Below are 20,630 nucleotides of genomic sequence, written 5' to 3'. Positions count from 1 at the left end.
GGCGACGCCGCCCGTTCAGCCGAGCAGCGCCGCGAACATGCGCTTGCCGTCCTCGAGGCCGAGGATCGACTCGCTGGCGCGGTCCGGGTGCGGCATGAGGCCGACCACGTTGCGCGCCGGGCCGCCGGAGATGCCGGCGATGTCGCGGGCCGATCCGTTCGGCGCGCCGCCGACGTAGCGGAACACGACGCGCCCCTCGCCCTCGAGCCGGTCGAGCGTCTCCGGGTCGGCGAAGTAGTTCCCCTCCGCGTGGGCGATCGGCATGGTGAGCGACTGGCCGGCGAGCCCGCGGGTCACCGGCGTCTCCTGCCCCTCGACGCGGATGGTGACGTCCTTGCAGATGTACTTCAGCGACGCGTTCCGCATCAGGACGCCGGGCAGCAGCCCGGCCTCGCACAGGATCTGGAACCCGTTGCAGATGCCGAGCACCGGGCCGCCCTGCTGCGCGAACGTGACGAGGTCGGCGATGACCGGCGAGAAGCGGGCCAGCGCGCCGCAGCGGAGGTAGTCGCCGTAGCTGAAGCCGCCCGGCACCACCACCGCGTCGAGCTTCGCGGGCAGGCGGTCCTTGTGCCAGACGTACTGGGCCTCGGCGCCCATGACGTGCTTCACCACGTGGTAGCAGTCGTGGTCGCAGTTGGAGCCGGGGAAGGTGAGGATGCCGACGCGCATGGTCCGGTGCCGTCCGAGCTAGAGCTCGATGCGGAAGTCCTCGATGACGGTGTTGGCGAGCAGCTTGCGGCACATCTCCTCGAGCCGCTTCCGCGCCTCGGCCTCGGGGAGCTTCTCGTCGAGGGCGACCTCGATGAACTTGCCCAGCCGGACGTCCGAGACCTCGCCGTAGCCCATCGCGTGCAGGGCGCGGTTCACCGCCGACCCCTGCGGGTCCAGCACCCCGCGCTTCAGCGTGACGTACACGCGCGCCTTCTTCGCCATGCGCGGGTTTATAGCAGAATCCGCCCCGTGCGCCTCACCCCGGTTTTGCTAGGGTACGGGGTCCATGGAGGGAGCTTCGGCAGCGCAGATCCTGTGGCTGGTCGCGGGGATCGCGGCGCTCCTGGCGCTGCGGGCAGTGGCCGCCGCGCTGGAGGCGGCGCTGGTGGCCGTGGGCGTGCCCCGGGCGCAGGCGCTCGCCCAGCCGCCCGACGCGGGCGCGCGCGCCCGGGCGCTCGGGGCGCTGGCCGGCGACGCCGAGGCGACCGCGTTCACGCTCCGCGCCGCGGCGACGCTCGGCACGCTGCTCGCGGGCGTGCTGGCCGGCGCCGGTGGCCCCGCGCTCGTCCCCGGCCTGCCGCCCTGGCCGGCGCGCCTGGTGGCGGCGCTCGTCGCCGGGCTCGTCTCGCTGCCGATCTCCGCCGCGGCCCGGGGCCTCGGCGCCGCGCACGGCGAGGGCGTGGCGCTCGCGCTGGCGCTCCCGTTCCGCGGCCTGAGCGAGCTGCTCCGGCCGCTGGCGCGCGCGGTGGCCTGGTCCGCCGGCCGGCGCGCCCGCTTCTCGCTCCCGCCGCCGCCGCTCGACGAGATGGAGCGCGCGCTCGCCGAGTACGCCGGGCGCGGCGGCAGCGGCTCGGAGGGGACCCGCGAGCTCATCCACAACGTCTTCGAGTTCCGCGAGAAGGTGGCGCGCGACGTGATGGTCCCGCGCACCGACGTGGTGGCGGTGGAGCTCGGCACGCCGGTGCCGCAGATCATCCGCACGCTCTCGGAGGAGGGCCACTCGCGCATGCCGGTGTACCGCGAGAGCCTGGACCAGATCGCCGGCGTGCTCCACGCGCGCGACCTCGTCCCGCTGCTCGCGCACCCGGAGCTCATCGTGCTCGCGGACATCCTGCGCCCGGCGCACTTCGTCCCCTGGTCGAAGCCGGTGGAGCAGCTCCTGCGCGAGATGCAGCGCCGCCACCTGCACATGGCGTTCGTGGTGGACGAGTTCGGCGGGGTGATGGGCATCTGCACCATCGAGGACGTGCTCGAGCAGATCGTCGGCGACATCCAGGACGAGTTCGAGGAGGAGGACGAGGGCCGCGAGGTGGAGCAGCACGCCGACGGGTCGTTCACCGTGCAGGGCGCCGCGGCGGTGGCGGAGTTCAACCGGGCCGCGCAGGCCGGCGTCCCCGAGGACCAGGGCTTCGAGACCATGGCCGGGTTCGTCTCCTCGCTGGCGGGCGCGATCCCGGCGCGCGGCGACCGGTTCTTCTGGAAGGGCTGGGTGTTCACCGTGGCCGAGGCCGATCCGCGCCGCGTGGTGAAGGTGCGGGCGGCGCGGGTGAAGCGCGGCGCGTAACCGCCGCGGCGCCGCGCCCGGCCGGCCGGTCGGCGGGCGCAGTGGCGGGCCCCCGGGCGAGTCCCGCCCCGCCGCGGCCGTGCCGGGCGGGGGTGCCAGGGGTTACCGTTCCGGCGCCATGACCGACGATCGCAACGGCGTGCGGATCGGCCAGGCGGTCCGCGATCTCGACGGCCGTCCGCTGGGCCGCGTGGACGCGCTCTACGAGTGGGGTTTCCGCGTGGTAAAGGGCTTCCCCATCCTGTTCCGGCAGGAGCAGGTGCTGCGCTACGACGAGGTGCGCGGCGAGCGCGGCGGCGCGCTGGTGGTGGCCCGCAGCGAGGCGGCGCTCCTCCAGCTCGCCGCGGGCGAGATCCCCGACATCTGGCGCGTGCCCACGCCGCACGCGTTCCCGGCCGCCGCCACGCCCTCCGAGGCGCGGGACCTGTTCGAGGGGCTGGCCGGCGCGCGCGCCGCGTCCGCCGCGCCGCGGCCGGGCGTGCCCGAGCCGCAGTCGCTGCCGGCTGCGGACGAGCGGGACTACGTGCGCAGCCGCGGCGAGTCCTTCCCGGCGGGCCCGCCCCCGCAGCCCTGATCTCGGCCCGCACCTCCGCGGCGCTCTCGGGTAATGTGCGCGGCCATGACCGAGGCCGCCCCCTCGCCGCGCCCGCAGCCGGCCGGCTACCGATGGCTGGTGCTGCTCGCCTGCAGCGTGGCGATGTTCGGCAACTACTACGTCTTCGACGCGCTCTACCCGGTCACCCCGCTGCTCGAGAAGGCGTTCGGGTTCACCGGCGAGCAGGTGGGCCTGCTCGACACCGCCTACAACGTCGCGGCGCTGCTCACGCTGCTCGCCGGCGGCGTGCTCATCGACCGGCTCGGCACCGCGCGCTCGTCGGTGCTGTTCGGCGCCATCGGCGCGGCCGGCACGCTGCTCATCGCGTTCGGCCCGGTGCTCACGCCGGGCACTCCCGCGCTCGGCATGGCCGCGGGGCGCTTCGTGCTCGGCGTCGGCTCGGAGCTGTTCATCGTGGCCGCGACCACGGTGGTGGGGCGCTGGTTCAAGGGCAAGGAGATCTCCTTCGCGCTCGCGATCCAGCTCCTCATCGCCCGCTTCGGCTCGCTCGCCGCCGACCAGTCGCCGAACTTCGCGGGCGGCCTGTTCGAGCGCGGCTGGCAGGCGCCGCTCTTGCTCGCCGGCGTGCTGGGCGTGGCCTGGTTCGTGTTCGCGGTGATCTACGCCGGCCTGGAGGCGAACGCGGCGCGGCGCTACGGCGTGAAGGGCACGGTCGCGACCGACAAGCTGGTGCTCGGCGACCTGGTCCGGTTCGACCGCGCCTACTGGTGGGTGGTCGGGCTCTGCGTCGCGTTCTACGCGACCATCTTCCCGTTCCGCACCTTCGCGAACCTGTTCTTCATCGACTACCGCGGCCTCACCAACGAGGCGGCCGGCAGCCTGAAGAGCGTGCTCCCCTTGCTCTCGATGATCGGCATGCCGCTGTTCGGGCTCCTGGCGGACAAGTTCGGCAAGCGGGCCCTGATGATGGCGGCCGGCTCGGCGCTGCTCGTGCCGCCGTTCCTCCTCATGCTCTGGTGGCACACCGGCGTGGTGCTCCCCGAGGTCCGCCTCCCGCTGCTCGGGACGGTGCTGGCGGCGGGGACGCCGCTCGAGCTGGTGCTCGCGATGGCGATGATGGGGCTCGCCTTCGCGCTCGTGCCGGCGGTGCTCTGGCCGGCGGTCACCTACCTCGTGCCCGGGTCGCGGCTCGGCTCCGCCTACGCGCTCATGACGTTCTGCCAGCAGGTGGGCTGGGCGGGCATGAGCTGGGGCATGGGCAAGGTGAAGGACGCCGGGCACGCCAGCGCCGCTGCACCGGGGGGCTGGGTGCCGGTGGTGCTGATGCTGGCGGTGCTCTCCAGCGCCGGCTTCGTGTTCTCGTTCCTGCTCTGGCGCTCCGAGCGCGGGGCGGGCGCGCACGGGCTGGAGGACGTCACGCCGCGTGAACACGCCTGAGCCGGGCCGGGCGTCGTCGCGACCCTCGGTCCGGGCCGGGATCACCGGGACGGGCCGCGGGTCAAGTTGTTTGCCATCGGGATCCCGAACCCGTATGCTGCGATATCGACGCAAGATCCCGGGATCAGGCGGGATCTCGCGGGCGCGCGGCGGCGGGCGGCGCGTTGGCCCGAGGGCGGGTGAATGGCGGACGGGGCGAAGGTCAACGGAGTGGCGGCGGCGATCGATCCGGAGGGGCTCCTCAGGAGCGCGCTCGAGAAGATCGTCTTCTTCGAGTGCCGCGTCTCCCAGCTCGAATCCGAGCTCGCGGCGGCGCGCACCACCGCCGAGCGGGCCCGCGCCGACGCGGCGAAGGCGCACCGGCGCGAGGTGGAGCTGGAGCAGGCCGCCGCGGCCGAGCGCGGGGCCCGGGCCGACGCGCAGGCGCAGGCCGACGACCTCGTCGAGCGGGTGCGGCTGCTCGAGGGCGAGCGGGAGCGGCTCCTGTCCGGGCTGGTGGAGCGCGCCCGCATCGGCGGCGCGCCCGGCGCGGACGGCGCCCCGGGCCCGGAGGAGGGCGGTGCGGACCTGGCCGGCTTCATCGCCGAGCTGCGCGCCGAGATCGACGTGCTGCGGGCGTGGAAGGCCGCGGCCGAGGCCGGCGGCGTCCGGGTGGACGCGGGCGGCACCGTGCACGTGCCGAAGGCGCGCGAGGGGGCCGAGGCGGTGGCGCAGCTCGCCGGCCGGTTCGAGGCCGAGGGACGGGTGGGGCTCTCCGGACGCGACACCGACCGGATGAAGGAGCTGCTCGCCACCCGCGCCGATCGCGTGCTCTACGAGCGGTCCATGGACGACCTGCGCGCGCCCGACGCGCGCACGCGCCAGCGCGCGGTCCGGACGCTGGAGGCGCTCGGCTCGAAGGCCGCCGCGCCGCTGCTCGCCGCCGCGCTCGGGCGCGAGGAGGACGGCGACGTGAAGGCGGCGCTGCTCGGGGCGCTGGCCCGGTTCAAGGAGCCGTTCGCGGCCCCGCTCGCGGAGCGGGCGCTGGAGGACGCGCGCCCGGCGGTGCGGGTGGCGGCGCTGGAGGCGCTGAACGCGGTGGCCTCGGGCGACGCGGAGCCGCGGCTCGCCGGCGCGCTCTCGGATCCGAGCCCCATCGTCCGTCGCCGGGCGGCGCTCCTGCTCGGCTTCGCGCCCGGCGAGCGCGCCGAGGCGGCGCTCTCGGTCGCGCTCGGCGATCCCGACCGCGGCGTGGCCCGCGCGGCCGCGGCGGCCCTGTCCGGCCGGCCCACCGCCCGCGCGCAGGGGGCGCTGGCGCGCGCGCTCGAGCACCCCGACGCGAGCGTGCGCCGCGCCGCCGCGTCGTCGCTGTCGCGCGTGTCCGGCGAGCGCATCTCGTCCGACGGCTCCGCGCCCGCGCGCCGGGCCGCCTCGCGGCGCATCGCCGAGCGGCTCGCCGCCATGGACGCGACCGCGCTGCGCGACGCGGTGATCGCCGGGGCCGACGCGCTCGCCCCCGCCCGCCCCTCGACGGGCTCGGGGCGAGCGGATTCCCCCGCACGGCACGCTGCCCCTTCCCCCGCTCGTGCCGAGCTCGTCGAGGCACGCCCCCACGCCCCCGCTCGGTCCGCCGCCGCCTCCCCCGCCCGTGCCGGGCCGGTCGAGGCACGCCCCCTCGCCCCCGCCGCCCGCGCCGCGGTGGCGGTCGCCGTCGTGGAGGCCGCCCCCGCCGACCCCGGCCTCGAGGCCGGGATCGTGGGCGAGGTCCGCATCGCGCTCCGCGGCTGCACCCCCGCGGATCTTTCCGCCGTGCTCGGCGCGCCGCAGCCGCGCGTCGACGCCGTGCTCGCCGCGCTCGCGGCCCGCGGCGCCCTCGTCCAGCGCGGGGCGCGCTGGTTCATGGCATAGAGGACACGATGGAGAACGTCCGGTACACCGCGAAGCGCCTCGCCGAGATCGTCGGCGCCACCGAGAAGCAGGTGGCGTCGGCGCTGGGCCGCAAGGACGGCTTCGGCATGGCGGACCTCCCGGTCCTGCGCGAGAAGCTGAAGCGGATGCCCGAGCCGTACCCGCACCGCATCCAGCTCTTCCTCAACTTCAAGGGCGGCACCGGCAAGACCAGCCTCTCGACGTCGTACGCGTACCGCCTCGCCGAGCGCGGCTACCGCGTGCTCATGATCGACCTCGACAGCCAGGGCCACGCCACCAAGTGCCTCGGCCAGGAGGGCTCGAGCTTCACCCGCACGCTGCACGAGGTGCTCATCCGCAAGGTGCCCATCGACGAGGTCACCGTCCCGACCGGCATGCCGAACCTGTCGCTGGTCCCGGCGAACCTCGCCATGAGCACCATCGACCTCGCGCTGATGCCGCTCGCCGGGCGCGAGTTCCGGCTGCGGAACGCGCTCCAGGGCACCGCCGGGCGCTACGACTTCATCGTGCTCGACGCGCCGCCGTCGTTCGGGCTGCTCAACCTGAACGCGCTCATGGCCGCGACGGATCTCGTCATCCCGGTGCTGGCCGACTTCCTCTCCTACGACGGCCTGCGGCTGCTGTTCGAGACGATCCAGGGGCTCGAGCAGGACCTGTCGCACCAGCTCGAGAACATCTTCATCGTGGTGAACGCCTACAACCAGACGTTCAAGATCGCCCGCGAGGCGCTGGGCGCGCTCCGCGAGCACTACGCCGACTACCTGCTCGACACGGTGGTCCGCCAGTGCACGAAGTTCGCGCAGGCGTCGAGCGAGGGCTGCCCCATCTTCGGCTACGACGCCGACTCGAAGGGCGCGACCGATCTCGAGGCGGTGCAGACGGAGATCCTCGGGCGCGTCAAGGCCGCCGCCGCGGCCACCGGCGCCGCGGGAGCGTGACCGACATGCGCAAGGCCTTCGACGCGAACGTCCCCAAGCTCAAGCCGCGGCTCCGCGCCGCCGGCGCCCCTGCCGCGCCCGCGCCGGAGGCCGAGGTCGCCCCCGCGCCCGAGGCGGTCGCCGTCGCCGAGGCGCCGGTCGCCGCCGAGCCGGTCGCGCCCGAGGCGCTCGCGTCGCCGGTGGCGCCCGCCGCCGAGCCCCGCGCCGCCGGCGAGCGCGGGCGGGTCGCGATCCACGCCGCCGCCGAGGCCGCCGCGCAGGTGGCCGCGGTCGAGCCGCCGGCGCCGGTCGCCGCGCCGGTCGCGCGCGCCGCCGCCCCCGCGGTCGCGTCGATCGCGCCCGCCGCCGAGGTGCCGGCCGCGCCGCAGGGCGACGTGCAGGAGCGCCGCGAGCGGCTGCAGAAGATCAAGCGCCGGGTGGCCGAGGCCGCGAAGCCCGCGCCGCGCATCGAGCCGGTGCCGGCCGATCCGGGCCGCGCCGCCGAGAGCGTGCTCGGGCTGGTGAAGGACCTCGAGGTCGAGCTCCTGCGCGCGCGCGAGCGCGAGGAGGCGCTCCGCGCCGACCTCGACGAGGCGCGGCAGGAGCTGGCCCGCGCCGCCGGCGAGGCGCGCGGGGCGACCGAGCGGCTCGCCGTCGCCGAGAAGGAGCTGGAGGACAAGCGCGGCGTGCTCTCCGACCTGCTCGGCGAGATGGACGCGCTGGAGCAGGAGCGCGACGAGTCGGTGCGGCGCGCGCAGGCGCTCTCCGCGCTCGACGAGGAGCGCGCCCGCCTGCTCGACGACGTCACCCGCCGCGCCGACGAGGAGGCGCGCGTGCGCGCCGAGCGCGAGAAGGAGGTGGAGCGCCTCTCCGAGGAGCTCCGCGCCGGCGCCGCCGACGGCGCCCGGCTGCGCACCGCGGTGGGCGAGCTGGCCCGCGAGCGCGATCAGCTCGCGGCGGAGCTGGACCGGCTCCGCGCCGAGCGCGACGAGCTCGCCTCGGCGAAGCGCGCGCTCGAGCAGGTGCACGCGGCGCTGGCGCAGGCGCGCGCCCGGCTTGGTTGACGCGCCAATCACCGCGAGAAGTCGCGGCCTTCGCTGCGCGTGCGGGCGTCGCGCCGCACGCGCGCCGTCGGGCGACCATTCGCCGCACGGTCCGGGGGACCCTTCGGGTGAGTGAGGGGCTACAATCCCCACGCTCGATGGAAGGCGCCGTGGACGGGCGCCGGAGGGACCGGATGGCCAGATGCTCCCGCATCGCGTCGTGCCCGCTGTTCGCCCAGTTCGCGATGAAGTCGTCCCTGCGCGTGTGGCAGGGCTACTACTGCGAGGGCGACTTCGCGCGCTGCGAGCGGTTCAAGCTCGCCTCCGCCGGCGCCGCGGTTCCCGTGAACCTCCTGCCCAATGGCAAGTCGCTCGCGGTGCCGCTCGAGCAGCTGGAGCCGAAGCACATGCAGTGACGCGCGCGCCGCGTCCGGGGGGTCGCGGCGCGCGCGGTGGTCTGTCGCGGGGAGGGACGCCGCGGGGGGGATGGGGAACGCGGGGCGGGCACCACGCCGCCCCGCGCGCTTTTTTCCGCCCCGACGAGCGGTTGCCCCGGGCCGCCGCGGCCGGCATGCCTGCGGACATGGCCACCGAACCCGCGTACGAGCTCGTCTACTGGCCGGGCCTGCAGGGCCGCGGCGAGTTCATCCGGCTCGCGTTCGAGGACGCGGGCGTCCCCTACGCCGACCTGGCCCGCCTGCCCGACGCCGGGGGCGGCGGGGCCGCGGCGGTGATGCGGCTCCTCGAGGAGCCCGGGCCGTGGCTCACCCCGCTCGGCCCGCCCGCGCTCCGCCACGGCGAGGTGGTGGTGGCGCAGACCGCCGCCATCCTGCAGTGGCTCGCGCCGCGGATCGGGCTGGTCCCGCCGGACGAGGCGAGCCGGCTGCGCGCGCACCAGCTCCAGCTCACCATCGCGGACCTGGTCGCCGAGGTGCACGCGGTGCACCACCCGGTGGCGACCTCGCTCTACTACGAGGACCAGCGGCGCGAGGCGGGGCGCGCCGCCGAGGCGTTCCGGCGCGAGCGGATCCCGCTGTTCCTGCGCTACCTCGATCGCGCGCTCGACTCGAACCCCGCCGGCGGAGGGCGCTGGCTGGTGGGCGCTGGGTGCAGCTACCCGGACCTCTCCACCTTCCAGGTGATCGAGGGGCTCCGCTACGCGTTCCCGCGCGCCATGCGCCGCATCGAGCGGCGCTTCCCGCGCCTGGTCGCGCTGCACGACGCGGTGGCGGCCCGCCCCGGCGTCGCCGCGTACCTCGCGTCGGACCGGCGCATCCCGTTCAACGAGAGCGGGATCTTCCGGCACTACCCGGAGCTCGACGAGCCCGCGCCGAAGCGGTCGCGTCCCTCGACTCCGGGCCGCCGCACGGCGGCCCTACGCTCGGGACGAGCGGGGAAGGGGGAGCGGAAGCCGAAGATCCGCGGCGGAGCAGCGCCGAAGAAGCAGCGCCCTACTTCGCGGCGGCGCGGTCGATCGGCGTGACGTTCCCGCCGCGGTCGCGGATGCGGTCGAGCGCGTCGAAGGCGGCGTACTTGTACGCCTCCTGCAGCGTCGGGTAGTTGAACACCGTCTCGGCGAAGTAGCGGAGGTCGCCGCCCAGCGCCATCACCGCCTGGCCGAGGTGCACCGTGTCCGACGCGTGCGGGCCGATGCAGTGCACGCCCAGGATCGCGCCGTTGGCCGGGTCGGCGAGCACCTTCAGGAAGCCCACCGCCTCGCCCACCAGGTTCGCGCGGGCGTTCTCCACCAGGCTGGCGCGCCCGATGACGTAGTCGCGCCCCTTCGCCTTGAGCGCCTCCTCGCTCTCGCCCACCGAGGAGATCTCCGGGATGGTGTAGATGCCCACCGGCAGCAGCTCGGGCAGCTTCTGCTTGCGGTTGCCGCCGCAGGCGTGGTTCATCGCCACGCGCCCCTGCTCCATGGAGCTCGAGGCGAGGCCGGGGAAGCCGACCAGGTCGCCCGCCGCGTACACGTGCGGCACCGCCGTCTGGTAGTGCGAGTTCACGTCGAGCAGGCCCTTGTCGGTGGCCTTCAGCCCGGCGTTGGCGAGGTTGAGCGCCTCGACGTTGCCGATGCGGCCGGCCGCGACCAGCACCTTCTCCGCCACCAGGCGCGACTCGTCGGCGAGCGTCACGAGCACGTCGCGCTCGCCGCGCTCCAGCTTCAGCGCGCGCGTCACCTGGTGCCGGGTGATCCCGAGCACGTCGAAGGAGTCCTGCATCGCGAGGGACAGCTCGGCGTCGAGCCAGGGGAGCAGGCGGTCCTTCGAGTCGATGATGGCGACCTTCACGCCCAGCGCGGCGAAGATCGACGCGTACTCGCAGCCGGCCACGCCGCCGCCCAGGATGGCGAGCGAGCGGGGGATGCGGTCGAGCATCAGGATCGAGTCGGAGTCGTAGACGCGCGCGTTGTCGATCGAGTACTGCGGCGGGTGGAACGGCCGCGTGCCGGTGGCGAGCAGCACCACCTCGGCGTGCAGGTCCTGCTGGCCGCCGTCCGGCACCGAAACGCGGATGGTGTGCGGGTCCACGAAGCTGGCGATGCCGCGGAACATCTCGACGCCGGCGTGGTTGAGCGCGCTGCGGATGCGGGAGTGCTCGCGCGCGGTGACCAGGCCGCGGCGGCCCATCAGCTCGGGGACGGTGACGGTGCCGGAGACGCGGACCTCGATGCCGTGCGCGTCGCGGCTGCGGGCCTGCTGGATGGCGAGGGCGGTCTCGCGGAGCGCCTTCGAAGGGATGGTGCCGGTGTTGGCGCTCGCGCCCCCCGGCACGGCCTCCTTCTCCACCAGCGCGACCTTCTTGCCCAGGAGCGCGGCCTGGATGGCGCCGTTCTCTCCGGCGGGGCCGGAGCCGATGACCACCACGTCGTACGAGAGCATGCGCCCGCTTATAATGCAGGACCCGCCGGAGTTCGATATTGTTCACGGTTCCGTGCGGACCCTCCCGACGAACCCGGTGCTCGGCCAGATCCGGAAGAACCTCTCCGTCGAGCTCGACGAGCGCCGGCGCGCGCTCGCCGCGGCCGGGAAGCGCCTGTTCGACTTCGGCCTCGGGGATCCCAAGGAGCCGACGCCGCCGTTCCTGCGCGAGGCCCTGCGCGCCGCCGTGCCCGAGGTGTCGCAGTACCCGAGCGCGTTCGGCACCGCGGCGCTCCGCCGCGCGGCGGCCGGGTACCTCCAGCGCCGCTTCGGCGTGGCGGTGGATCCCGAGGCCCAGGTGCTCGCCTGCGCGGGCGCCAAGGAGGCGATCTTCCACCTGCCGCTCGCGTTCGCGGGCGACCCGCGCCGCCGCAAGGTGGTGATGCCGGATCCGGGCTACCCCACCTACGAGGTGGGGGCGCGCTTCGCGGGGCTCGAGCCGGTGAAGGTCCCGCTCACCGCCCGCCGCCGGTTCCTGCTCGAGCCGGAGGACGTGGGCGAGGCCGTGCTGCGCGAGACGCTCGTCTACTGGATCAGCTACCCGCACAACCCCACCGGCGCCGAGGCCCCCCGCGACTACCTGCGGCGCGTCGGCGCGGCCGCGCTCGAGCACGGGTTCATCGTCGCCTCCGACGAGTGCTACGCCGACATCTACTTCGGCGAGCCGCCCGCCTCGATGCTGGAGGTGCAACTCGAGAACGTGCTCGCCATCCACTCCTGCTCGAAGCGGAGCGGCATGACGGGCTACCGCAGCGGCTTCCTGGCCGGCGACCCGGACCTCGTCCGCGGGCTGCGCGCGCTGCGCAGCCACCCCGGCGTCTCCCAGCCCGAGTTCGTGGCCGCCGCCGCGACCGCGGCCTGGTCCGACGACGCCCACGCCGCCGAGCGGCGCGAGATCTTCCGGCGCAAGCGCGACCGGTTCCTGCGCTTCTTCGCGGAGAAGGGGCTGGCCGTCGACGCGTCGGACGCCACCCTGTATCTCTGGGTCCGCGTGCCGGAGGGGCACACCTCCTCGAGCTACGCGCTGCAGCTCCTCGACGCGGGCATCGTGGTGGCGCCGGGGATCGCGTTCGGCGCAGGAGAAGGATACGTCCGCGTGGCGCTGGTGCCCACGCTGGAGGAGTGCGAGGAGGCCATCCGGGCCTGGGCGAGGATCGAGCCATGAGCGACTGGAACGACGTGCGGAAGCTGATCGAGGGGGCCTTCGAGGATCGGGCCCGGCTGCAGGACCCGCAGGCCAAGGCGGCGGTGGTGAAGGCGCTGCACGGCCTCGACCGCGGCGAGCTGCGGGTGGCGGAGAAGAAGGACGGCGAGTGGCAGGTGAACGCCTGGCTGATGCAGGCGGTGAACCTCTACTTCGGCATCACCGGGATGGAGACGACCGACTTCGGGCCGTTCCAGACGCGGGACAAGATCCCGCTCAAGAAGGATCTCGAGAAGGCCGGCGTGCGCCTGGTGCCGGGCGGCGTCGCCCGCTTCGGCTCGCACCTCGAGCCGGGCGCGGTGCTCATGCCCGGCTTCGTGAACATCGGCGCGCGCGTGGGCGCGAACTCGATGGTGGACACCTGGGCCACCGTCGGCTCCTGCGCGCAGGTCGGCGCGAACGTGCACCTCGCCGGCGGCGTCGGGATCGGCGGCGTGCTCGAGCCGCCCGGGGCCCGGCCGAACATCATCGAGGACGGCTGCTTCATCGGCAGCCGCTGCATCCTCGTCGAGGGCGTGCTGGTCGAGGAGGACTGCGTGCTCGGCGCGAACGTGGTCATCACCGCGTCCACGCCCATCATCGACGTGACCGGGGCGCAGCAGGTGGTCCACAAGGGCCGCGTCCCGCCGCGCTCGGTGGTGATCCCCGGCACGCGCCCGAAGCAGTATCCGGCCGGCACCTTCAACATCCCCTGCGCGCTCATCGTGGGCCGCCGCAGCGCCGCGACCGACAAGAAGGTCTCGCTGAACCAGGCGCTGCGCGACTTCGAGGTGCAGGTCTAGCCGGCCATGGACCCGGCGACCGCCGAGCTGGCCGAGGCGCTGGCCCGCCGCACCGAGGCGCTGTGTGGCGTGCTCTCGCCCATCGGCCACGAGCGCGCGCTCTGCGACCAGGTCGAGGCCTGGGCGCGGGCGCTCGGGCTCGGCGTGCGCCGGGTGAAGGACTCGCTCGTGGTCCAGGTGGACGCCGGCGCCGGGGCCGAGGCGGCGCGCGAGGGCCGGCCGCGGGTGGCGCTCTGCGGCCACCTCGACACCGTGCCGGTGCACGAGGACGATCGCGGGCCGCCGCGCCGCGAGGGCGGGCGGCTCATCGCGCCGGGCAGCTCGGACATGAAGGGCGGGCTCGCCCTCATGATGGAGGTGGCCGAGCGGCTGCCGCGCGCCGAGCGCTTCTGCGAGCTCCTGCTCGTGTTCTACGCGCGCGAGGAAGGGCCGTACCTCGAGAACGAGCTCGCCGACGTGCTCCACGCGGCGGACGAGCTCGCCGGCACCGAGCTCGCCCTCTGCCTGGAGCCGACCGACAACGTGCTCCAGCTCGGCTGCGTCGGCTCCATCCACGCGACGTTCACGTTCGAGGGACGCGCCGCCCACTCGGCGCGGCCCTGGCAGGGCGAGAACGCGGTGCACCGGGCCGGCGCGCTGCTCGCCGAGCTGCACGCCCGCGCGCCGCGCGAGGCGGTCTCCGGGGGCCTCGTGTTCCGCGAGGTGACGAGCGTCACCCGCATCGAGGGCGGCCGCGCGCGCAACGTGGTGCCGGACCGCTGCACGCTCAACGTGAACCACCGCTTCGCGCCCGACCGCACGCTGCAGCAGGCCTCGGCCGAGCTGCGCGCGCTCGGCGAGCGGGTCGGCGCCGAGGTGGAGCTGACCGATCTCTCCCCGGCCTGCCCCGCCTACGCCGATCACCCGCTGGTGCGCCGCCTGCTCGAGCGCACCGGCGTCGCCGCCGAGCCGAAGCAGGCCTGGACCGACGTGGCCCGGCTCGCCGCCCACGGCATCCCGGCCGTCAACCTCGGCCCCGGCGCCACCGCGCAGGCGCACCAGCGCGGCGAGTGGGTGGAGCTCGCCGCGCTCGAGCGCGGGTACCGGCTGCTGGAGCGCTTCCTGCGCGCCTGACCCGGTCCCCGCTCATGGTTCGACGGGGCTCAGCATGAGCGGAGTTCTCGATACCCAGCTGCCCTGAAAGTCCGCTCGCCCTGAGCTTGTCGAAGGGCGGGCGGGGTCGTCCGTGCCCGACGGTCCCCACTGGGCCGCCTCCATCGCCGCGCCGCTCGCCTATCATCCGCGCGTGCGCGCCCTCCTCCTCGCCGCCCTGCTCGGAAGTGCGTTCCCGGCGCTGGCCGTCGCGCAGGACGGCGACTGGGACGACGTGCCCGAGGAGGAGGAGCACGACGACGAGGGGAGGCCGAACCGCTTCTTCCTCACCGCCTGGGGCGGCGCGGGAATCGACGCCGGCGGCAACGGCAGCTCCGGCTCGCGGCTCGGCGGCGAGGCCGGCTACTCCTTCTCCACGCTCGACCTGAGCATCGCAGGCTACGGCTACCGGCACCTGCCGGACGCGACGCGCGAGTGGACGCCGGTGGTCCTGGCGCGGATCTCCCAGCGGTTCGAGACGCACCGCGGGCTCGACGCGGCGATCACCTTCGGCGTCGGCAGCGCGAAGCGCGACGGCTGGAAGGCGTGGTTCCAGGTCGGGCTCGGGGCCCGGCTCGAGCTCGGCCCCATGTTCCTCGCCGGCGAGCTGACGTTCGAGCAGGAGGACCAGCTCGGCCTGATGGGCGGGCTGGGCGCGCGGTTCTAGCGGCCATTCGCGCGGCCCCCGTGGGGCGCCCTCGTTGACCCCGGCAGCGCCGCGGTTAGACGACCGGGCGGACCTCGCGTCCGGACCCCCGGCGCGTCCCGAAAGGAACCGCACCATGAAGCGACTCCTCCCCGTCCTCCTCGCGCTCGCCGTCCCGGCGCTCGCGCACGCGCAGGCCGAGACCTGGACCATCGACCCGGCGCACACCCTCTCCAGCTTCACGGTGCGTCACCTCGTCATCAGCAACGTGCGCGGCGAGTTCGGCAAGACCACCGGCACGGTGAAGCTGGACGACAAGGACGTCACCCGGTCGTCGGTCGAGGCCACCATCGACGTGACCACGCTGAACACCCGCGTGCCGGATCGCGACGCGCACCTCAAGTCGCCCGACTTCTTCGACGTCGCGAAGTACCCGACCATCACCTTCAAGTCCACCAGGGTGGAGAAGATCGGCGAGGGCAAGCTGAAGGTCACCGGCGACCTGACCATGAAGGGCGTGACGAAGCCGGTGGTGCTCGAGGTGCTCGGACCGACCAGCGCGATCAAGGACCCCACGGGCGGCCAGCGCCGCGGCCTGGTCGCGACCACCATGGTGAACCGCCGCGACTACGGCCTGAACTGGTCGAAGACGGTGGAGGCCGGCCCGGTGGTCGGCGACGAGGTGAAGATCGAGATCGAGGCGGAGCTGGTGAAGGCCGCGCCGAAGCAGGCGGGGAAGTAGCTCCTCCCTCGACTCCGCGCGGCCGTGGGGGTGCCCGCTCACCCCGAGCGTCCCTCGACTCCGGCCGTGCCCCAGTCGCCTCCGCTCACCCCGAGCGTAGGGCCGCGGAGCGGCCCGGAGTCGAGGGGTCGGGATGAGCGGATTCGATCCGCTCACCCTGAGCGTCCCTCGACTCCGGCCGTGCCCCAGTCGTCTTCGCTCACCCCGAGCGTAGGGCCGCGGAGCGGCCCGGAGTCGAGGGGCCCGGCCTACGCTCGGGATGAGCGGTGGAGTCGAAGGGCGAGCGGTCCGCGGAGACTACTGCGCCACCTTCTGCGGCTCCTTCGGCACCCGCAGGATGCCGTCGTCCTCGGCCGCGATGCGCCGGCGCCAGGCCTCCGGGTAGTCCGGGTGCGTGACGTTGCCCTGCGCGTCGCGCACGTTGCCGTCGAGGTACTTCACCATCAGCGACTCGCCCAGCTTGCGCCAGCGCGCCGTGACCAGGTCGCCCTGGCTGACCGAGTAGCGGGTGAGGTAGTCGCGGGCCAGGCCGGGCGAGTCCTTGTAGAGGGTCAGGGCGGCCTTCTCCAGCTCCGCCTGCCGCGAGAGGAACCCGCCTTCCAGCTCGCCCTGCACCTGCTTCACGTCCTGGATCATGTCGGAGTAGCGCGAGTAGGCCCAGTTCGACACGAAGTTGAACACCCAGAACGCCGAGTCCCAGCTGAACGTCTTGAAGTCGGCGGTGCCCACCGCGAAGCTGCGCGGCACCTCGTGGATGGAGCAGTACATCGGCACGTAGACGGTGCTGTACGTGTCGTCCACGCCGAACCAGAGCACCCCGCCCACCGCCGCCGGCAGCGCGGCGCGCGACTGCGCCACGAACGAAAAGCCGGTCTGCTGCGTCGAGATGGCCCGCCCGTTCAGGTACTCCTGGTCGTCCACCTTGAACGTCATGGGCCGCCAGCGGTACGGCAGCGAGAACGGGCCGGCGCCCACGCCCTTCGACAGGTCGAGCTCGGTGCCCTCGAAGTGGTCGCGCATGAGCGCCATCACGTCGCGCACCGCGAGCGGCTTCTCTGCCTTCACCCACAGCGGCACGCGCTCGGCCTTCGGGTCCTGGCCCTTCACCATCGAGGACGGCAGCGGCTGCCCCGGCGCCACCCGGCGGAACACGCTCCACACCCGCGCGTCGCAGGCGCGCAGCGCGCCGAAGTCGAGCGGCGCGTAGGTGTCGGCGAAGCTGAACTCGGCGTCCTTCCCCTTGAACCAGCCCTTCTCGCGGGCGAACGAGATGACGTCCTTCGCGTAGAGCGTGGTCTTCGGCTCGTCGAGCGGGAACTGGCGGATGCGGGCGTGGTTCGCGTGCGCCGACACGTAGCCGTCCGGGATGCGGCGGGCCACCCACACCGCGCCCTTCCGCTTCGGCCCCTTGCCGATCATCTCGAGGATCCAGGCCTCGTTCGGATCCGAGATGGAGAAGGACTCGCCGGTGGAGGCGTAGCCGTACTCGGCCACGACGTCGGTCATCACCTGGATCGCCTCGCGCGCGGTGCGGGCGCGCTCCAGCGCGATGTACATGAGCGAGCCGTAGTCCACCCGGCCCTCGGGATCCTGCAGCTCCTTGCGGCCGGTGAAGGTGGTCTCGCCGATGGCGACCTGGTGCTCGTTGATGTTGCCGACCACGTGGTAGGTGACGGCCGGCTGCGGGATGCGGCCCAGGAACTTGCCCGTGTCCCATTCGATGATCTCGCGCTGCGCGCCCGGCGCGTGCTGCGCGGCGGGGCGGAGCGGGAGGTCGCCGTAGAGGTCGTGCGAGTCCGCAGCGTAGGTGATGAAGGTGGAGCCGTCCGCGCTCGCGCCCTTCGAGACCAGGATGCTGGTGCAGGCGTCGGCCGCGCCGGGCAGGGAGAGGACGAGGGCTGCCGCGGCGAGCGCGGCGGGGGCGGTCTTGCGGTGGTCGAGCATGGCCGCCGAGGATACCCGAGCCCGCTCCTCCGGGTCACTCCGCGGCCAGGCCTCGCCTCGACCGGGCCGTGGTTCCGGCGAGCTTGCCGCGCCGCGGCGGCCGCGTCGGCACCGGCCGCGCCGCGCACCCGCGGTCCGGGCGCGAGCCCGCCGTCGGACGGGCCTGGGCGCCCCGCCTGCGCAGGCGTGCAGCATCCGGGCGCGACCGCCGGGCACGGCGGTTGCTCCAGCGCCCTCCGCCATGACCGCCGCCTCCGACGCGCCCGCCGACGCCTCGTCGTCCACCCCCTCCTCGCCGACCGACCGCCCGCGCGAGCGGCTCCTCGCCGCCGGCCCGCGCGCGCTTTCCGACGCGGAGCTCCTCGCGCTCGTGCTCGGCACCGGCACCGGCCGCGTCTCCGCGCGGGCCGCCGCGCTCTCGCTCGTCGAGGCGCTGCCGCTCCCCGAGCTGGCCTGGGCGCCACCCGACGCGCTCGCGTCCTGGCCCGGCATCGGCGTCGCCCGCGCCGCCGCGCTCGCGGCTGCGTTCGAGCTGGGGCGCCGCGGCGCCTGGTCCCCGCCGCGCCGCGGCGAGCGCTGCCTCGACCCCCGCAGCGTCCACGAGCTGCTCCGCCACGCCGCCCACGCCGAGCGCGAGGGCTTCCACGTGGTGCTGCTCGACGTGCGGGGCCGGCTCCTGCGCGCCGTCCAGGTGGCGGAGGGCTCGCTGTCGCAGTGCCCCGTCTCCCCGCGCGACGCGCTCCGCCCCGCGGTGCGGGAGGGCGCGCACGGGGTCGTGTTCGTCCACAACCACCCGAGCGGCGATCCCACCCCCAGCCCCGACGACGTGGACCTGACCGCCCGCCTCCGCGCCGCCGCCGACCTCGTCGGCGTGCTCGCCCGCGACCACGTCATCGTGGCGGCGGGCGGGTACTACAGCTTCGTCGAGGCGGGGAGGTGGAGGCGGTAGGGGGGGGGCATCTTGCGACGCATCGTGAAATCGGTTGTACTCTGGGAGCACGTCACCTGGAGAAGACCGTTGCGCGCCCTCCTCGCCGTCGCCTCGATCGCCGTTGCCTCCCTCTGCGCCTGCTCAACCACGACGGTTCCGGCCTTCAGTCCGAGCTACCGCTTCCGTCCTGAGTCGCGCCCCGAGTGCGAGGCTCACTGCAGCCAGCTCGGGATGCGGCTCGGCGCCATCGTCATCATGGGCACCGCGACCGGCTGCGTGTGCGAGCCGAAAGAGGCCGCCACGCCCGAGTCGCGCGCCGCCGCGGGGGCGCCGCGTTCCGCGTGGCCCAGCTGATGAAACAGAACCAGGAGACGCGGCAGCAGGAGCTGAACAGCCGCCCGATGCACAACGCCCCCGTCCCTTCGCCCGGGCTGCCCGGGACGCCCGTCATCTACCGCTGACAGACGGAGCTCTCCATGATCCCGATCCACGTGGGCGTCGATGTCGAGGCGGGCGAGCAGTCCGTGGACTACCGGTGCTCGCGCTGCGGCATGGTGGCGCTGGCGATCGTCGCCGGCGTCGGGGCAGGGCTCACGGCGAACGGCGTGTCGCTCAGCAGCGCGCAGTACGACGCCGAGCTCGGCGCCGCCGCAGCCTCCCGCCTCGCCCCGTGCCCGCGCTGCGGCCATCGCAGCCGCGCGGCGCTCTTCAAGGTCCTGCTCGTCGGAGCGGTCGTCGGCCTGGTGGCCGCGATGGCGGTCGGGTTCACCGCCGCCGAGCTGTTCCATCGGTTCGATGCGCAGGGCCAGCTCGCGCCCCAGGTCGGTGGCGCGACCTTCCTCGCGGTCGTCGCGACGATGACGGCCCTGAAGCTGAGGAGTGTCCGCAGGCGGGTGCGGTTCCACCGCGTCATGCGCTGAGCCTCGGCGGCCGCCGAGGCGTGCGCGGCGCCCGTGTGCCCGAGAGGGACTCGCGTCGCATACCATACGGTATGGTATGCAGGCGCGCATGGCCCCCTCGCTCCGCGATCACCTCCTGGCTTCGCTCGCGCTCCTCTACCGGCGCTGGGCGACCGCGCGCGCCCGCGATGGCGTCGGCGCCGTGCTCCGGGCCGCGCGCTCGACGATGCGCCGCAAGCGCTACTGCCTCCTCGCCACGGTGGCCGACGGGGTCGCGCACGCGCGCGTGCTGGAGCCGCTCCCGCCGGACGACGACTTCTCCGTGTGGCTCGGCACGAGCGGCGGGTCGCGGAAGGTCGAGCAGCTCCGCAAGAATCCCGCGGCCACGCTCGCCTACGAGGACGACGCGCGCGCGGCGTGCGCGGTCCTCGTCGGCCGCGCCGAGATCGTCGAGGACGCCGCCGAGCGACGGCGGCGGTTCAAGCCGTTCTGGCGGGCGTTCTGGCCGGAGGGCCCCGAGGGCGGGGACTTCGTGCTGGTCCGGTTCCGGCCGGAGCGGATCGAGGTCTGGGACGCCCGGCGCCACGTCACGCCCGCGCCGTTCGGGAAGCGGTCCGCGATGGTGGCGCGCGGCCCGGACGGCGCCTGGAGGGCCGCGTGACCGCGACGGGGCGCAGCGCAGCCGCCGGCGGCGACGCCCGCTCCGGCTGGTGCCGGGCCGGGCTCGCCCTGCTGCGGGATCAGGGCCCGCAGGCGGTGACGATCGACCGGCTCTGCGGGGCGATGGGAAGGACGAAGGGCGCCTTCTACCACCACTTCCGCGACGTGGACGCCTTCCACGCCGCGCTCCTCGACGCGTGGACGGAGCTGCACACCGGCGACGTCATCGCGGCGACGTCGGGCCCCGGGACCGCCGAGGCCCGCAGCGCGCGGCTCGGGGCGGCGGCCGTCGGGCTCGATCACGCGCTCGACCGGGCGGTCCGGGGCTGGGCGCTGCACGACGCGAGGGCGCGCGAGGCCCTCGACCGCGTGGACGCCCGCCGGATCGACTACCTCGCGGCCATTCACCGCGAGCGTGGACGGAAGGACGCGACGGTGCTCGCGCAGCTCGAGTACGCGGTGTTCCTGGGCGCGCAGGAGCTCGGGCTCGCCGACGACCGGGAACGGGGGGTGCCGCTCGGCCGCACCCTCCGCACCGCGCTCGAGTGGCTCGGCGGGGCTGGGCACGCGGAAGGGACCCGGCGCCAGCGGCCCCGTTCGTCCCGTGCTCCGGGACGGAGGCGGGTGTAGC

Annotated in this window: 22 protein-coding genes; 18 read left to right on the top strand and 4 right to left on the bottom strand. The window is 74.6% G+C overall.

What is annotated here, in order from left to right; genetic code table 11:
• Positions 1–15: 15 nt before the first annotated feature.
• Both purQ and purS read right to left on the bottom strand, forming a co-directional pair.
• The gene (purQ, locus tag A2CP1_RS20060) at positions 16–672 is read right to left on the bottom strand and encodes a phosphoribosylformylglycinamidine synthase subunit PurQ (RefSeq protein ID WP_015935030.1); all 657 of its coding nucleotides are present in this window, start codon (positions 670–672) and stop codon (positions 16–18) included.
• A gap of 18 nt (positions 673–690) precedes the next feature.
• Positions 691–936, bottom strand: coding sequence for a phosphoribosylformylglycinamidine synthase subunit PurS (gene purS, locus A2CP1_RS20055; protein ID WP_012527872.1), 246 nt, complete (start codon positions 934–936; stop codon positions 691–693).
• 64 nt (positions 937–1,000) lie between these two features.
• Between purS and A2CP1_RS20050 the strand changes: the two genes are divergently transcribed.
• The 8 genes from A2CP1_RS20050 to A2CP1_RS20015 all read left to right on the top strand — a co-directional run bounded on the left by A2CP1_RS20050 (position 1,001) and on the right by A2CP1_RS20015 (position 9,622).
• Positions 1,001–2,278: a hemolysin family protein gene (locus A2CP1_RS20050; protein ID WP_015935029.1), complete on the top strand. Its 1,278-nt coding sequence runs from the start codon at positions 1,001–1,003 to the stop codon at positions 2,276–2,278.
• 118 nt (positions 2,279–2,396) lie between these two features.
• On the top strand, positions 2,397–2,852 hold the full coding sequence (locus A2CP1_RS20045; protein WP_015935028.1) for a hypothetical protein: 456 nt from the start codon (positions 2,397–2,399) through the stop codon (positions 2,850–2,852).
• Positions 2,853–2,897: 45 nt separating this feature from the next.
• Complete coding sequence (locus tag A2CP1_RS20040; RefSeq protein ID WP_245529867.1) at positions 2,898–4,271, top strand: MFS transporter; 1,374 nt, start codon at positions 2,898–2,900, stop codon at positions 4,269–4,271.
• Between the two features lie 210 nt (positions 4,272–4,481).
• Entirely contained in the window at positions 4,482–6,158 is a 1,677-nt protein-coding gene (locus tag A2CP1_RS24000; RefSeq protein ID WP_280959882.1) for a HEAT repeat domain-containing protein, read from the top strand.
• Positions 6,159–6,166: 8 nt separating this feature from the next.
• Positions 6,167–7,117 carry a ParA family protein gene (locus A2CP1_RS20030; protein ID WP_015935025.1) on the top strand — a complete coding sequence of 317 codons (951 nt, stop codon included), beginning with the start codon at positions 6,167–6,169 and terminating at the stop codon, positions 7,115–7,117.
• Positions 7,118–7,122: 5 nt separating this feature from the next.
• Positions 7,123–8,160 carry a hypothetical protein gene (locus A2CP1_RS20025; protein ID WP_015935024.1) on the top strand — a complete coding sequence of 346 codons (1,038 nt, stop codon included), beginning with the start codon at positions 7,123–7,125 and terminating at the stop codon, positions 8,158–8,160.
• A 173-nt stretch (positions 8,161–8,333) separates the two neighbouring features.
• The gene (locus A2CP1_RS20020; protein WP_015935023.1) at positions 8,334–8,555 is read left to right on the top strand and encodes a hypothetical protein; all 222 of its coding nucleotides are present in this window, start codon (positions 8,334–8,336) and stop codon (positions 8,553–8,555) included.
• A 167-nt stretch (positions 8,556–8,722) separates the two neighbouring features.
• Complete coding sequence (locus tag A2CP1_RS20015) at positions 8,723–9,622, top strand: glutathione S-transferase (protein WP_245529865.1); 900 nt, start codon at positions 8,723–8,725, stop codon at positions 9,620–9,622.
• Here A2CP1_RS20015 and sthA read toward each other — a convergent pair.
• A complete protein-coding gene (sthA, locus tag A2CP1_RS20010; protein WP_015935021.1) occupies positions 9,591–11,021 on the bottom strand; it encodes a Si-specific NAD(P)(+) transhydrogenase in 1,431 nt (476 codons plus the stop codon). The two genes, A2CP1_RS20015 and sthA, sit on opposite strands and share 32 nt — an antisense overlap.
• Between sthA and dapC the strand changes: the two genes are divergently transcribed.
• The 5 genes from dapC (at position 10,996) to A2CP1_RS19985 (ending at position 15,565) form a co-directional block, all read left to right on the top strand.
• Positions 10,996–12,225, top strand: coding sequence for a succinyldiaminopimelate transaminase (gene dapC, locus A2CP1_RS20005; protein ID WP_245529863.1), 1,230 nt, complete (start codon positions 10,996–10,998; stop codon positions 12,223–12,225). The genes sthA and dapC overlap by 26 nt on opposite strands.
• On the top strand, positions 12,222–13,046 hold the full coding sequence (locus A2CP1_RS20000; RefSeq protein ID WP_015935019.1) for a 2,3,4,5-tetrahydropyridine-2,6-dicarboxylate N-succinyltransferase: 825 nt from the start codon (positions 12,222–12,224) through the stop codon (positions 13,044–13,046). The genes dapC and A2CP1_RS20000 overlap by 4 nt, the downstream gene beginning before the upstream one ends.
• 6 nt (positions 13,047–13,052) lie before the next feature.
• Entirely contained in the window at positions 13,053–14,159 is a 1,107-nt protein-coding gene (dapE, locus tag A2CP1_RS19995) for a succinyl-diaminopimelate desuccinylase (protein WP_015935018.1), read from the top strand.
• A gap of 172 nt (positions 14,160–14,331) precedes the next feature.
• Positions 14,332–14,844, top strand: coding sequence for a hypothetical protein (locus A2CP1_RS19990; protein WP_245529861.1), 513 nt, complete (start codon positions 14,332–14,334; stop codon positions 14,842–14,844).
• A gap of 115 nt (positions 14,845–14,959) precedes the next feature.
• Positions 14,960–15,565 (top strand): YceI family protein, encoded by a 606-nt coding sequence (locus A2CP1_RS19985; protein WP_015935016.1) that lies wholly within the window; start codon positions 14,960–14,962, stop codon positions 15,563–15,565.
• A 297-nt stretch (positions 15,566–15,862) separates the two neighbouring features.
• Here A2CP1_RS19985 and A2CP1_RS19980 read toward each other — a convergent pair whose 3' ends face one another.
• Positions 15,863–17,509, bottom strand: a complete 1,647-nt coding sequence (locus tag A2CP1_RS19980; protein ID WP_015935015.1) for a dipeptidase — start codon at positions 17,507–17,509, stop codon at positions 15,863–15,865.
• Positions 17,510–17,750: 241 nt separating this feature from the next.
• Here A2CP1_RS19980 and radC point away from each other — a divergent pair, with 241 nt between their 5' ends.
• From radC to A2CP1_RS19955, 5 genes are all read left to right on the top strand, one after another.
• Positions 17,751–18,458, top strand: coding sequence for a RadC family protein (radC, locus tag A2CP1_RS19975; RefSeq protein WP_015935014.1), 708 nt, complete (start codon positions 17,751–17,753; stop codon positions 18,456–18,458).
• A gap of 69 nt (positions 18,459–18,527) precedes the next feature.
• Positions 18,528–18,794: a hypothetical protein gene (locus A2CP1_RS19970; protein ID WP_245529860.1), complete on the top strand. Its 267-nt coding sequence runs from the start codon at positions 18,528–18,530 to the stop codon at positions 18,792–18,794.
• A 122-nt stretch (positions 18,795–18,916) separates the two neighbouring features.
• The gene (locus A2CP1_RS19965; RefSeq protein ID WP_015935013.1) at positions 18,917–19,360 is read left to right on the top strand and encodes a hypothetical protein; all 444 of its coding nucleotides are present in this window, start codon (positions 18,917–18,919) and stop codon (positions 19,358–19,360) included.
• An 88-nt stretch (positions 19,361–19,448) separates the two neighbouring features.
• Positions 19,449–20,000 (top strand): pyridoxamine 5'-phosphate oxidase family protein, encoded by a 552-nt coding sequence (locus tag A2CP1_RS19960; RefSeq protein ID WP_015935012.1) that lies wholly within the window; start codon positions 19,449–19,451, stop codon positions 19,998–20,000.
• Positions 19,997–20,629, top strand: coding sequence for a TetR/AcrR family transcriptional regulator (locus A2CP1_RS19955; protein WP_015935011.1), 633 nt, complete (start codon positions 19,997–19,999; stop codon positions 20,627–20,629). The genes A2CP1_RS19960 and A2CP1_RS19955 overlap by 4 nt, the downstream gene beginning before the upstream one ends.
• Position 20,630: the final 1 nt, after the last annotated feature.

This window comes from Anaeromyxobacter dehalogenans 2CP-1, from assembly GCF_000022145.1.
Lineage (GTDB): Bacteria > Myxococcota > Myxococcia > Myxococcales > Anaeromyxobacteraceae > Anaeromyxobacter > Anaeromyxobacter dehalogenans.
Note: the sequence above shows the minus strand (reverse complement) of the source record. Positions and strands in the feature narration are given on the sequence as shown.